The organism is Mycolicibacterium houstonense, from assembly GCF_900078665.2.
GTDB lineage: Bacteria > Actinomycetota > Actinomycetes > Mycobacteriales > Mycobacteriaceae > Mycobacterium > Mycobacterium houstonense.
Window position 1 is genome coordinate 3,780,943 of the sequence record NZ_LT546207.1, and the last position, 12,658, is coordinate 3,793,600.

12 protein-coding genes are annotated in these 12,658 nt (G+C 67.6%); 10 read left to right on the plus strand and 2 right to left on the minus strand.

Annotation, left to right across the window (positions count from 1 at the left end; genetic code table 11):
- Positions 1–243 precede the first annotated feature (243 nt).
- The 10 genes from BN4332_RS18920 to BN4332_RS18965 all read left to right on the plus strand — a co-directional run bounded on the left by BN4332_RS18920 (position 244) and on the right by BN4332_RS18965 (position 9,700).
- A complete protein-coding gene (locus BN4332_RS18920) occupies positions 244–1,377 on the plus strand; it encodes a YeiH family protein (RefSeq protein WP_066900537.1) in 1,134 nt (377 codons plus the stop codon).
- A 16-nt stretch (positions 1,378–1,393) separates the two neighbouring features.
- Positions 1,394–2,344 carry an ABC transporter substrate-binding protein gene (locus BN4332_RS18925; RefSeq protein WP_066900539.1) on the plus strand — a complete coding sequence of 317 codons (951 nt, stop codon included), beginning with the start codon at positions 1,394–1,396 and terminating at the stop codon, positions 2,342–2,344.
- A 12-nt stretch (positions 2,345–2,356) separates the two neighbouring features.
- Positions 2,357–3,043 carry a queuosine precursor transporter gene (locus BN4332_RS18930; protein WP_066900542.1) on the plus strand — a complete coding sequence of 229 codons (687 nt, stop codon included), beginning with the start codon at positions 2,357–2,359 and terminating at the stop codon, positions 3,041–3,043.
- 74 nt (positions 3,044–3,117) lie between these two features.
- Positions 3,118–3,789: a 5-oxoprolinase subunit B family protein gene (locus BN4332_RS18935; RefSeq protein WP_066900543.1), complete on the plus strand. Its 672-nt coding sequence runs from the start codon at positions 3,118–3,120 to the stop codon at positions 3,787–3,789.
- A gap of 17 nt (positions 3,790–3,806) precedes the next feature.
- Positions 3,807–4,727 (plus strand): 5-oxoprolinase/urea amidolyase family protein, encoded by a 921-nt coding sequence (locus tag BN4332_RS18940; RefSeq protein ID WP_066900545.1) that lies wholly within the window; start codon positions 3,807–3,809, stop codon positions 4,725–4,727.
- 50 nt (positions 4,728–4,777) lie between these two features.
- Entirely contained in the window at positions 4,778–5,371 is a 594-nt protein-coding gene (locus BN4332_RS18945; RefSeq protein ID WP_074133115.1) for a GNAT family N-acetyltransferase, read from the plus strand.
- 111 nt (positions 5,372–5,482) lie between these two features.
- Positions 5,483–6,898, plus strand: a complete 1,416-nt coding sequence (locus tag BN4332_RS18950) for a nitrate/nitrite transporter (RefSeq protein WP_066900547.1) — start codon at positions 5,483–5,485, stop codon at positions 6,896–6,898.
- Between the two features lie 34 nt (positions 6,899–6,932).
- Positions 6,933–8,084, plus strand: a complete 1,152-nt coding sequence (locus BN4332_RS18955; protein WP_066900549.1) for a uroporphyrinogen-III synthase — start codon at positions 6,933–6,935, stop codon at positions 8,082–8,084.
- Complete coding sequence (locus tag BN4332_RS18960) at positions 8,081–8,776, plus strand: sirohydrochlorin chelatase (RefSeq protein WP_066900551.1); 696 nt, start codon at positions 8,081–8,083, stop codon at positions 8,774–8,776. Before BN4332_RS18955 ends, BN4332_RS18960 begins: the two co-directional genes overlap by 4 nt.
- A gap of 750 nt (positions 8,777–9,526) precedes the next feature.
- A complete protein-coding gene (locus tag BN4332_RS18965; protein WP_235654141.1) occupies positions 9,527–9,700 on the plus strand; it encodes a hypothetical protein in 174 nt (57 codons plus the stop codon).
- Here BN4332_RS18965 and nirD read toward each other — a convergent pair.
- Positions 9,685–10,056, minus strand: a complete 372-nt coding sequence (nirD, locus tag BN4332_RS18970; RefSeq protein WP_066900555.1) for a nitrite reductase small subunit NirD — start codon at positions 10,054–10,056, stop codon at positions 9,685–9,687. The genes BN4332_RS18965 and nirD overlap by 16 nt on opposite strands.
- Positions 10,053–12,632 (minus strand): nitrite reductase large subunit NirB, encoded by a 2,580-nt coding sequence (gene nirB, locus BN4332_RS18975; RefSeq protein WP_066900556.1) that lies wholly within the window; start codon positions 12,630–12,632, stop codon positions 10,053–10,055. The genes nirD and nirB overlap by 4 nt, the downstream gene beginning before the upstream one ends.
- Positions 12,633–12,658: the final 26 nt, after the last annotated feature.

The following is a 12,658-nucleotide window of genomic DNA, read 5'->3' on the forward strand; positions in this document are numbered from 1 at the left end:
GACCCGAGAATATGCCCAGGGGAGGCGCAATATGCGGGATCGACAATAACCGCTCGACATCCATTGCGCAGGCCGGCAACAGCGGATACGTAACCGGTTGTATTCGCGACGATCGCAACGCTTCCCGGGCCAGATCGGGGTTCTTACCGTGACGCGCGTGAACGAAGACTGGCTGGCCGTGATCGTCGGCCTCACGTTGCTGACCCTCGTGCTCGTCGGCGCCATTCCCGGAAGCCTGATCCCGTGACCGACACCGAGGCGCGCACCGACCCGCGGTCGTCCAACGTCGGCTACGCGATCGCCGGAGTGTTTGTGGTCATCACGCTCGGCGCGGCAACGCGATTCCTGGAGACCCAGGTGCCGCACTGGGCCGCGGGCACGCCGCTGGCGAAGATCGCCAAGTCAGTCGAATTCCCGGTCTACGCAATCGCTCTCGGTCTGATCGGCAACGCCGTGCTGGCCAAGCTGGCGCTTCGGGAAACCCTGGCTCACGGCTTCCGCACCGAGTTCTTCATCAAGACCGGCCTGGTGCTGCTCGGTGCCTCGATCAACCTGAAGGTGCTCGCCTCCGCAGCCGGCCCCGCGATAATCCAAGCCCTGTTGCTGATCTCGATCGTCTTCGGGTTCACCTGGTGGCTGGGCGGTCGGCTCGGCCTCGACGACAAACTGCGGGCCCTATTGGCCTCGGCCGTCTCCATCTGCGGGGTGAGCGCAGCCATCGCCGCCGCCGGCGCGGTTCAGGCCCGACGAGAACAGCTGGCCTACGCCGCGTCTCTGGTCATCGTCTTCGCCCTGCCGTCGATCTTCCTGTTGCCCTGGTTGGCCGACGTGTTCGGGCTGTCCGACGCGGTTGCCGGCGCCTGGATCGGCGGCAACATCGACACCACCGCGGCCGTGGCCGCCGCGGGCACGATCGCCGGCGAACAGGCACTGCAGATCGCCACGATCGTCAAGACCACGCAGAACGCGCTGATCGGCATCGTCGCCATCGCCCTCACCGCCTACTTCGCGCTCAAGGTCGAACGGCACTCCCCCGGCTCCGACGCCGCGGTGGCGCGGCCGTCGATCCGCGAATTCTGGGACCGTTTCCCGAAATTCGTGCTCGGCTTCATCGCCGCCTCGGTGATCGGCACGCTGTACCTGCAGTTCGCGGCCGACGGCAAGGCCGCGATCGCGACCGTGAACGACCTGAGGACGTGGTTCCTGATCTTCGCGTTCGTGGCGATCGGACTGGAATTCTCGCTGCGCGGCCTCAAAGAGGCCGGGTGGCGGCCCATTCTGCTGTTCGCCGCGGCCACCGTGGTCAACATCGTGGTGGCGCTGGCGCTGGCCTCCGTCCTGTTCGGTGGGCTGCTGGGCACGTTCTCCACCGGGTAGCGGTTACCCTGGCTAAGTGCCGACAACCTTGTCACGGCGAGGGTTCTTCGCGGTCACCGCCGCGATGGCCCTGGTCGCCGCGTGCAGCACGCAAAAGCCCGGCGAAGTCGCCAAAGACGGTTCGGTGACCGTCCGCCACCTCTTCGGCGACACCACCATTCCCGGACCGCCGCAGCGGGTGGTCAGCGCGGGTTTCACCGAGCAGGACGATCTGCTGGCCCTCGGCGTCGTCCCGATCGCCATCACCGAATGGTTCGGCGGCGAGCCGTTCGCGGTGTGGCCATGGGCGCAACCGCGGCTCGGCGGCGCCCAGCCCACCGTGCTCGCCCTGACCGACGGGATACAGGTAGACGCGATCGCAGCGCTCAAACCCGACCTCATCGTGGCCACCAACGCCGGACTCGACGCCGACACCTACGCCAAACTGTCCGAGATCGCCCCGACCATCGCGCAGTCCGGACCGGACGCGTTCTTCGAGCCGTGGCGTGACCAGGCCACCCTCATCGGCCAGGCGGTGTTCCAGAAGGACGCAATGGCCGGGCTGATCGCCGGGGTGGACGAGAAGTTCAAGACGGTGGCAACCAACCACCCGCATTTCGCCGGGAAGAAGGCCATGCTGCTGGGCGGCACGCTGTTCCGCGACAGCGTGCAGACCCGGACGGGCTGGCGCACCGAGTTCCTCACCCAGATGGGCCTCACCGTGCCCGAGACACCGGAGCTCATCCCGCGCGCAGACCTCGCCTCGGTGCTCGACGCCGCCGACGTGCTGATCTGGACGACCGAGAGCGATCAGGAGCGGGACGCGCTGTTGGCCGATCCGACGATCACCGAACTCCGGGCAACCGCCCGCCAGCACCACGTGTTCACCACCAAGGAACTGGCCGGGGCCATCGCCTTCGCCTCACCGCTGTCCTACCCGGTGGTGGCCGACCAGTTGCCACCGCTGCTCAACCAGGTCTTGACCTGACAAGATGACCGGGTGACAAGCACCCAGGAAAACCACGAGCACCGCGGCACCGCCATCGTCGGCTCGGCCTACTATCCGGTGCTCGTCGCGGTCTTCACGGCGCTGGTGATCATCTCCAACGTCACCGCCACCAAGGGCGTCGCCTTCGGGCCGATCATCACCGACGGCGGATTCATCGTCTTCCCGCTCACCTACGTGATCGGCGACGTGCTCTCCGAGGTGTACGGATTCAAGGCCGCACGTCGCGCGATCTTCCTGGGCTTCTCGATGAATGCCCTGGCCGCACTGGCGTTCTGGATCACCATCTACCTGCCTGCCGCCGACTTCTACACCAACCAGGAGCACTTCGAGAACGTCGTCGGCGCCTACACCCAGCTGATCGTCGCGGGCCTGGCCGGGTTCATCGTCGGGCAGACCATCAACGCCTGGGTCGTGGTCGCCATCAAGGAACGGACCAAGGAGAAGCACCTGTGGGCCCGGCTGGTCGGATCGACTTTCGCCGGCCAGCTCGGCGACACCCTGGTGTTCTGCGCCATCGCGGCCGGCGCGATCGGCATCAGCACGTTCGGCGACTTCGTCACCTACACCGCCCTGGGCTGGGTCTACAAGACCGCGGTCGAGGTGATCATGCTGCCGATCACCTATCGCGTGATCGGGGCGATCAAGCGCCGAGAGCCCACATATCAGCTCGCCGTGTGAGGCTTCGATAAGGCAGCTCTGGCAAGGTTCATAGAGCTGGAGCTTTCTTAGCTACCCGCGGGTAGCTTCAGGTCATGAGTGTGACATCAGAAGTGATGGACGCGGGACCGAGCCTCAACCCCGGCACGGCCCGCGACTATGGCGATCAGGCTCTGCTGCTCGAGTTCGACAGCACTGCCGATGTTTTGGCGTGGACCGCCACGCTCACCGCGGCCCAACTGCTCGGCGTGGTCGATATCGTGCCCGCGTCGCGCACGATCTTGATCAAGCTGGCCGATCCCCGCTATCAGGCGCCTACCCGGCAACGGCTGAGCAAATTGCGATTACAACCCGGTTCGGCCCCGGTCCGCCCCGCAGGCGGCCGGGCAGATGTGACCATCGACGTCGTCTACGACGGCGCCGACCTGCAGGAGGTCGCGACGCTGACCGGGATGACCCCGACCCAGGTGATCGCGGCCCACACCGGCAGCCCGTGGCAGGTCGGGTTCATGGGCTTCGCACCCGGATTCGCCTACCTCATCGGCGGTGACGAGCGCCTGCAGGTGCCGCGCCGGGCCGAGCCGCGCACCAGCGTTCCCGCCGGCGCCGTGGCGCTGGCCGGTGAGTTCAGCGGCGTCTATCCGCGACAGTCGCCAGGCGGCTGGCAGTTGATCGGGCACACCGACGCGGTGCTGTTCGACGTCCATCGGGAACCCCCTGCGCTGCTCACCCCCGGTACGTGGGTGCAGTTCCGGGCCATCGGCTAGCCGGCGAAGGAGACACCATGACCACTACATCGAACCCCGGGTCGCTGCGCTCCTGCCCGCCGAGCCTGGAGGTTCTGCGGACCGGACCGCTGGCCCTGGTCGAGGATCTCGGCCGTCCCGGCATGGCGCACCTCGGCGTCACCCGCTCAGGTGCCGCGGACCGTCGCGCGCACGCGCTGGCCAACCGACTGGTCGCCAACCCCGGCGAACACGCCACCATCGAGGTGATGTTCGGCGGATTCACCGCGCGCGTGCGCGGCGGCGACGTGTCCATCGCGGTCACCGGCGCCGACACCGACCCAGCCGTCAACGGAATTCCATTCGGCACCAACAGCATTCACCATGTACATGAGGGTGAGGTGATCTCGCTGGGCGCCCCGCACTCCGGGCTGCGCAGCTATCTGGCGGTGCGCGGCGGTATCGCCGTCGAACCCGTGCTGGGCTCACGGAGCTACGACGTGATGTCGGCCATCGGCCCGGCACCGCTGCAACCCGGCGACATCCTGCCGATCGGGGAGCACACCGCCGAGCTGCCCGAGACCGACCAGGCCCCGGTCGCGGCCATCACCGACGAGGTGGTGGAGCTCAACGTGGTGCCCGGCCCGCGCGACGACTGGTTCGTCGACCCCGACGTGCTGGTGCGCACCAACTGGCTGGTGACCACCCGCAGCGACCGGGTCGGCATGCGCCTGGTCGGCATGCCGCTGGACTACCGCTGGCCGGACCGCCAGCTGCCCAGCGAAGGTGCCACCCGCGGCGCAATCCAGATACCGCCCAACGGTTTTCCGGTGATCCTCGGGCCCGACCACCCGGTCACCGGTGGCTACCCGGTGATCGGCGTGGTGACCGACGAGGACATCGACAAGCTGGGCCAGGTGCGGCCGGGACAGACCGTGCGGCTGCACTGGGCCCACCCGCGTCAACCGTTCGGCGACTAGACGGCCGGCAACGTAGAGACACCGGCGCGCGGCGCTGGTAGAACAAGGGTGTGCCCATCCAGGATGTCAGTGCACCGCGCGTCAGTGGCGGGATCCTGCACACCGCACGGTTGATCCATACCTCCGACCTCGATCACGAGACCCGCGAGGGCGCCAGACGGATGGTCTTCGAGGCCTTCGACGGCATGTTCAGCGAGGCCGACTGGGAGCACGCGCTCGGCGGTATGCACGCGCTGATCTGCCAGCACGGCGCGCTGATCGCTCACGCCTCGGTGGTTCAGCGGCGGCTGATCTACCGCGACACCGCGTTGCGCTGCGGATATGTGGAAGCTGTGGCGGTGCGCGAGGATTGGCGGGGCCAAGGCCTCGGCACCGCCGTCATGGACGCCGTGGAGCAGGTGCTGCGCGGGGCCTATCAGCTGGGCGCGCTGAGCTCGGGGGACGACCCCGCCCGGCAGATGTACCTCTCGCGCGGCTGGCTGCCCTGGCAGGGCCCCACCTCGGTGTTGCGGCCCACCGGAATCACCCGCACACCCGAGGAAGACGATTCGGTGTTCGTGATGCCGGTCGGTCTACCCGCGGGCATGGAACTGGACACCTCGGCGGAGATCACCTGCGACTGGCGCGACGGCGACGTCTGGTAACCGCCAGAAAAGCACCGGCTCACATTCGTGCCGGGGAGCAGGTGAGCGGAAGTTCACGGCCGGGTCATCGCGGGCAGCTTTCGGGCAATAAACGCTTCCTAGCGTTGCGCCATGCCCACTCTGCTGAAGTCGAAACGCATCACCAACTGGGATCCCGAGGACACGCTGGCCTGGGAGGCCGGGAACAAGTACATCGCGCGCCGCAACCTGATCTGGTCGGTGGTGGCCGAGCACGTCGGCTTCTCCATCTGGTCCATCTGGTCGGTGATGGTCCTGTTCATGCCCGAGGCCGTGTACGGCTTCTCGGCGGGCGACAAATTCCTGCTCGGCGCCACCGCCACCCTGGTCGGCGGCTGCCTGCGGATCCCCTACACGCTGGCCACCGCCACGTTCGGCGGCCGCAACTGGACCGTCTTCTCGGCCTTCGTGCTGCTGATCCCCACGGTCGGCACCATGGTGCTGCTGGCCAATCCCGGTCTGCCGCTGTGGCCTTACCTGTTGTGTGCGGCGCTGGCCGGTTTCGGCGGCGGCAACTTCGCGTCGTCGATGACCAACATCAACGCGTTCTACCCGCAACGGCTCAAGGGCTGGGCCTTGGGGCTGAACGCCGGCGGCGGCAACATCGGCGTCCCGATGATCCAGCTGGTCGGCCTGCTGGTGATCGCCACCGCGGGTAACCGCTCCCCCTACTGGGTGTGCGCCATCTACCTGGTGGCACTGGCCGTCGCCGGGATCGGCGCCGCGCTGTACATGGACAACCTGGAACAGCACAAGATCGACCTGGGCGCGATGAAAGCCATTCTGACAGAACGCGATACCTGGGTGATCTCGCTGCTCTACATCGGGACCTTCGGCTCGTTCATCGGCTTCGCGTTCGCCTTCGGGCAGGTGCTGCAGATCAACTTCGCCGCAGGCGGCCAGACCGCGGCACAGGCCTCACTGCACGCCGCACAGATCGCCTTCCTCGGCCCGCTGCTCGGTTCGCTGTCGCGGGTGTACGGCGGCAAGCTGGCCGACCGGATCGGTGGTGGCCGGGTGACCCTGGCGGTGTTCGGCGGCATGATCCTGGCGGCCGGGCTGCTGGTCTCGATCAGCATGTACGACGATCACGCCGCCGGTGCGGCCAACGGCCTGATGATGATCGGCTACGTGATCGGGTTCATCGCGCTGTTCCTGCTCAGCGGGCTGGGCAACGGCTCGGTCTACAAGATGATCCCGTCCATCTTCGAGGCGCGCAGCCACTCCCTCGACATCAGCGAGGAGGAGCGGCAGCGGTGGTCGCTGTCCATGTCCGGGGCGCTGATCGGGTTCGCCGGTGCCATCGGTGCCCTGGGTGGTGTGGGCATCAACCTGGCCCTGCGCCAGTCCTACCTGTCCAGCGGATCTGCCACCGCGGCCTTCTGCATCTTCCTGGCGTTCTACGTAGTGGCCTCGGCCGTCACCTGGATGCGGTACGTGCGGCGCCCGGTTGCGACGCAGGTCACGGAGGGCGAGGCAGACCGACACGCCTCAGCAATGGTTGGTTAACACCTTGGAAACACCTCCTGCCTACACAGGACACATGAGTGATCCCGACTGGGCACCGCTCACCGGCTTTCGGGTGGCGGTGACCTCCTCCCGACGCGCCGACGAGCTCAGTGCCCTACTCCGCAGGCGCGGTGCGACCGTGACCAGCGCTGCCGCGATCACCATGGTGCCGCTGCCCGACGACGACGAACTGCGCAGCCACACCGCAGCGCTGATCGACGTACCGCCGGACATCGTGGTGGCCACCACCGGGATCGGGTTTCGCGGGTGGATGGCCGCCGCGGACGGTTGGGGCCTCGACGGCGATCTGACCGCAGCCCTCGGCAAGGCCCGCATCGTGTCCCGTGGCCCGAAGGCCACCGGGGCGCTGCGGGCCGCGGGCCTGCCCGAGGAATGGTCGCCGGAATCGGAGTCCTCCCGGGAGGTGTTGCGCTATCTGCTCGAGCAGGGCGTCTCGGGGCAGCGGATCGCCGTGCAGTTGCACGGAGCCACCGACGAGTGGGATCCGTTCCCCGAGTTCCTCGACGAGATGCGGGCCGCCGGCGCCGACGTGGTGCCGATCAGGGTGTACCGCTGGCATCCCGCGCCGCGGGACGGCGAGTTCGACCAGATGGTCACAGGTATCGCCGAACGACGTTTCGACGCAGTCAGTTTCACCTCGGCCATGGCGGTCGCCTCGGTACTGATGCGGGCCGCCGAGATGGGCCTGGCCGAGCGTGTGGTGACGGCGCTGCGCACCGATGTCCACGCGATGTGCGTCGGCCCGGTCACCGCGCGGCCGCTGGTTCGCCTCGGGGTGCCGACCTCGGCGCCGGAGCGAATGCGATTGGGCGCCTTGGCCCGTCATATCACCGACGAACTACCGCTGCTGCAGGCCCGGACGGTTCGGGTCGCCGGGCACACGCTGGAGATCCGGGGCACCTGCGTGCTGGTCGACGGAGCGGTGAAATCGCTGTCCCCGGCCGGGATGGCGACCATCCGGGCGCTGGCCCACCGGCCGGGCGCGGTGGTGTCGAGGTTCGACCTGCTCAGCGCCCTGCCCGGCAGCGGCACCGACACCCACGCCGTGGAGACCGCCGTGCTGCGGCTGCGAACTGCCCTGGGCGACAAGAACATCGTGTCGACGGTCGTCAAGCGGGGCTACCGGTTGGCCGTCGACGATTCCGAGATGGCGCGCGCGCTGTGAGCCTGGTCCTGGTCGCCCACGGCACCCGCAAGCCGGGCGGCGTCGCGATGATCGGTGACCTGGCCGCGCGAGTGTCGGACCTGTTGAGCCGGCCGGTGCACGTCTCGTTCGTCGACGTGGTGGGGCCGACACCGCACGAGGTGCTGGCGTCGCTGCCGACCGATTGTCCCGCGGTGGTGGTGCCGGCGTTCCTCGCCGCCGGATATCACGTCCGGGTCGATGTGCCCGCGCACGTGGCGGCCAGTGCCCACCCGGCCGTCACCGTCACGAAACCACTGGGTCCCTGCCCCGGCACGGTCCGGGTGCTGGCGGACCGGCTCATCGAATCGGGCTGGCGCCCGGGCGATTCAGTGGTCCTGGCCGCAGCCGGAACCTCAGACCCCAGCGCACAATCCGACCTGCGGCGCACCGCCGCACTGTTGTCAGCGGTAACCGGCGACCGCGTAGAACTGGCCTTCGCCGCCACCGGGACGCCGACCGTCGCGGAAGCCGTCGCCGCGCAGCGCCGCCGCAGCCATCGCCGCGTAGCTGTGGCGTCCTACCTGCTCGCCGACGGACTTTTCCAGGATCGGCTGCGTGAATCCGGCGCCGACCTCGTGAGCGAGCCCCTCGGCACCCACCCTGGCATGGTGCGGCTGATAGCGAACCGGTTCCGCCGCGCGGGCGTGCTGAGCCTGCCTGCCGCGGCGTGAGGACAGCGACCGCACGATGAGTGGGCCGGCGAAGCTCATCAACACCAGTGCACCGCCGGCACCGGCGACCGTGAAGGCCGCCGTCCGGCGTCCGGTGACGAGTGCCGAACATTGCTCGACGTAATCGCTTGCCATGAACCCGGGGCCCGCGAGCGTGTGCTGGTCCAGATTCAGCCGATCCTGCTGGGCGGCGACCTCGTAGTTCGGGTTGACCCCGCTACCGCACGGGATGGGTTGGCCGGCGCGATCCACGGCATTCAAACCCAGCGGCAGCAGCGCTGCCCCGAGTGCGCCCAGCATCGCCGCCGCCCCCACTAGATTCAAAACCGATCGTGCAAACATCCCTTGTCAGCCCCTCTTGAAGCGTTCCCTGACTCGGAGTCTAAACACACCCAGCGAACTATTCTAGTTAGCCAGAGAGATCCGCCTCACGCCTTAGGAGACATGTCGCCACCATGCAGTTCTGGCAAATTTCCAACGGAAATACCCTCTGTACAGGTGGTTGACCCAGTTAACGAGCGCGTCAATCGTTTGCCGGACCCGGTGGATGGCAAAAGGACGCCGAATACTCAGCTATCGTTATCCGGTTCGTCGACGATTCGTAAGGAGTGCGGATAAAGGTGCAGGTGACAACACCGCTGGACACTGAGCGCCGAGACGGCGCGCAGGGCCGTGCGACCCGGTGACCGGGTCCCGGCCGAACGTCTGCGTCAGCACCTGCTAAACGCCCTGGAACGGACGTCACGGCCGATGACCACCGCACAGCTACGCGACGACATGCACGAGCATTTCCGCGCGCCCGTCGTCATCGAATCGGTGTATCGCAACCTGACCGTGCTGGAACGGCGCGGTGACGTCGAACGCTGCAAGCTCCAGGGGCGCGATGCCCACTGGAGCCGGACGACCGATCAGGCCGCGATCTGAACAAACCCACCCGGAGTGACCCGGGTGCGGTAGACCGGAATGGACACCGCGCCGTCGTCCAGGCAGCTGCCGTCGTCGAGCGCGAAGGCCTGTTTCTTGATCGGCGACTGCACCGCCGCCCGGCCGCCGCGGTCCCCCACGATGCCCCGGGACATCACCGCTGCGCCGCTGAACGGATCGATGTTGCCCACCGCGTGCAGGGAGCCGTCATCGAGACGGAACAACGCCGCCTGAGCGCCGTCCGGCAGCAGCACGGCGACGCCACGGCAGGGCATCAGGAAGTCGTAGCGGCAGGCCGTCGTCCACTCCGACAGCGGACGGTCGTAGAGGTCTGTGCCATCGTCGAGCAGGGTCATTTCGCCTCCTGGAATCCTCGGACCTTGGGCATGCCGATGTCTGTCGCGCCGGGCACCTTCCGGCCGGCCCGCTCGGTGAACGTGATGGTCGGGTCGTCCACGTCGGGTGCGTTGACGAACGAGACGAAGCGCGAGAGCTTCTCCGGGTCCTCCAGCACGCCCTTCCATTCACAGGCGTAGCCGGCGACATGGCGTTCCATGGCCGCCTCGAATTCGGCTGCCAGGCCCAGGGAGTCGTTGCACACAACCTCGCGGAGGTGGTCCAGGCCGCCATCGAGAGCCTCCAACCAGGGGGCCGTCCTTTGCAGGCGATCCGCGGTGCGGATGTAGAACATCAGGAACCGGTCGATGTAGCGGATCAGCGTCTCGTCGTCGAGATCGCCGGCCAGCAGCTGGGCGTGCCGCGGTGACATCCCGCCGTTGCCGCACACGTAGAGATTCCAGCCCTGTTCGGTGGCGATGATGCCGACGTCCTTGCTCTGCGCTTCCGCGCATTCCCTGGCGCAGCCCGAGACGGCCATCTTGATCTTGTGCGGGGCCCGCAGGCCGCGGTACCGCTTCTCGATCTCGACGGCCATGTTCACCGAATCCTGCTGGCCGTACCGGCACCAGGTGCTGCCGACGCAGCTCTTCACGGTGCGCAGCGACTTGCCGTAGGCATGGCCGGATTCCATGCCACCCTCGACCAGGCGCGCCCAGATCTGCGGCAGCTGCTCGACCCGCGCCCCGAACATGTCGATGCGCTGCCCGCCGGTGATCTTGGTGTAGAGATCGAAATCCCTTGCGATCTCGCCGATCAGGATCAACTGCTCGGGGGTGATCTCGCCGCCGGGTGACCGCGGCACCACCGAGTAGCTGCCGTTCTTCTGGATGTTGGCCAGGAAGTGGTCGTTGGAATCCTGCAGCGAGGCCTGTTCGCCGGCCAGGATGTGGTCCGAACTGGTGGACGCCAGGATCGAGGCGATCGTGGGTTTGCAGATGTCGCAACCTTTTCCGGTGCCGAACTTCTCGATCAGCCCGGAGAAGGTGCGGATCTCGGTGGCGCTGATGATCTCGAACAGCTCGGCGCGCGACTGGGTGAAGTGCTCGCACAGCGCCTTGGACTGCTCGACGCCCTCTGACTCCAGCAGTTGCTTGAGCAGCGGGACGCAGGAACCACACGACGTGCCGGCCAGCGTGCACTTCTTCAGGCCGGCCACATCGTCGCAACCACCGCAGATCGCTTCCTTCAGATCACCTTTCGTGACGTTGTTGCACGAGCAGATCTGCGCGATGTCGGGCAGCGCGGCCACGCCGAGAGCAGCGCCACCGGCTCCATCTTCCGAGACCGGGGCGATCAACGCCAGCGGGTCACCGGGCAACTCGCTGGCGACCATGGGCCGCAGCACCCCGTAGGCCGACGCGTCGCCGACCAGGATGCCGCCGAGCAGCGTCTTGGCATCGTCGGACAGCACCAGCTTGGCGTAGGTCTGCTTGACCGGGTCGTTGACCACGACCTCCAACGAGTTCGGCGTATTGCCTTTGGCATCACCGAAACTGGCCACGTCGACACCGAGCAGCTTGAGCTTGGTGGACATGTCGGCACCGGGGAACTCGGCCGCACCCCCCAAGAGGCGGTCGGCCACCACCTCGGCAGTGGTGTACCCCGGTGCCACCAGCCCGTAGCAGCGGCCGTCGATGGCGGCCACCTCGCCGATCGCGTAGATGTTGGGATCGCTTGTCACACAAGTCAGGTCGGTGAGCACGCCACCGCGTTGCGCCATGTCCAGACCGGCGGCCCGGGCCAGTTCGTCCCGCGGGCGCACACCGGCGGCAAAGATGACGACGCCGGCGTCGATGGTGGTGCCGTCGTTGAGCGACACCCGCATCGAGTCATCGACGGCGGACTTCCGCAGGGGCTTGTTCTTCTGCACCGGTTGGATGCTGTCGGTGCTGACCGCGGTGTGCACCTCGATGCCGAGACCCCGCATCATCCGGTTCAGCATGGTGCCGCCGGCCTCGTCGAGCTGGGCCGACATCAGATGCGGCGACATCTCCAGCACGTGCGTGGTCAACCCGAACTGACGCAGCGCGTTGGCCGCTTCCAGACCGAGCAGGCCGCCGCCGATGACCACACCGACCGGCGACTTGGAGTCCAGCGCACTCTTCGCGCTGGCCCGGATGGCGTCGAGGTCATCCAGCGTGCGGTAGACGTGGACGCCCGGCAGGTCACGCCCGGGCACCGGCGGCACGAACGCGTACGACCCGGTGGCCAGCACCAAGGCGTCGTAGGCGAAGGTCTCGCCGCCGACGGCGCGCACCGTCTTGGCCTCCCGGTCGATCTCGGCGACCGCACAGCCCAGCCGCAGGTCGACACGGTCGTCGCCGGCATAGTCGTTACCGGGCAGGGCCAATTGCGCGCGGTCCCAGTGCTCGGTGTAACCGGTCAGCCCGACCCGGTCATAGGCGGCATCGGCTTCCTCGGACAGGATGGTGACCCGCCAGGTGCCCTCGGCGTCACGCGACCGCAACGCCTCGACGAAGCGGTGGCCCACCATGCCGTGTCCGACGACCACGACGTTCTGTGTTGACGACATACGGCGAGGTTAGGAACCCGAGATTG

Bases quoted from the DNA above. Each gene is read 5' to 3' on its own strand.
- nirD (WP_066900555.1), bottom strand. From the start codon at position 10,056: ATGACCCTGCTCGACGATGGCACAGACCTCTACGACCGTCCGCTGTCG.
- BN4332_RS18965 (WP_235654141.1), top strand. From the start codon at position 9,527: ATGACCACCGCACAGCTACGCGACGACATGCACGAGCATTTCCGCGCG.
- BN4332_RS18940 (WP_066900545.1), top strand. From the start codon at position 3,807: ATGACCACTACATCGAACCCCGGGTCGCTGCGCTCCTGCCCGCCGAGC.
- nirB (WP_066900556.1), bottom strand. From the start codon at position 12,632: ATGTCGTCAACACAGAACGTCGTGGTCGTCGGACACGGCATGGTGGGC.
- BN4332_RS18950 (WP_066900547.1), top strand. From the start codon at position 5,483: ATGCCCACTCTGCTGAAGTCGAAACGCATCACCAACTGGGATCCCGAG.
- BN4332_RS18935 (WP_066900543.1), top strand. From the start codon at position 3,118: ATGAGTGTGACATCAGAAGTGATGGACGCGGGACCGAGCCTCAACCCC.
- BN4332_RS18955 (WP_066900549.1), top strand. From the start codon at position 6,933: ATGAGTGATCCCGACTGGGCACCGCTCACCGGCTTTCGGGTGGCGGTG.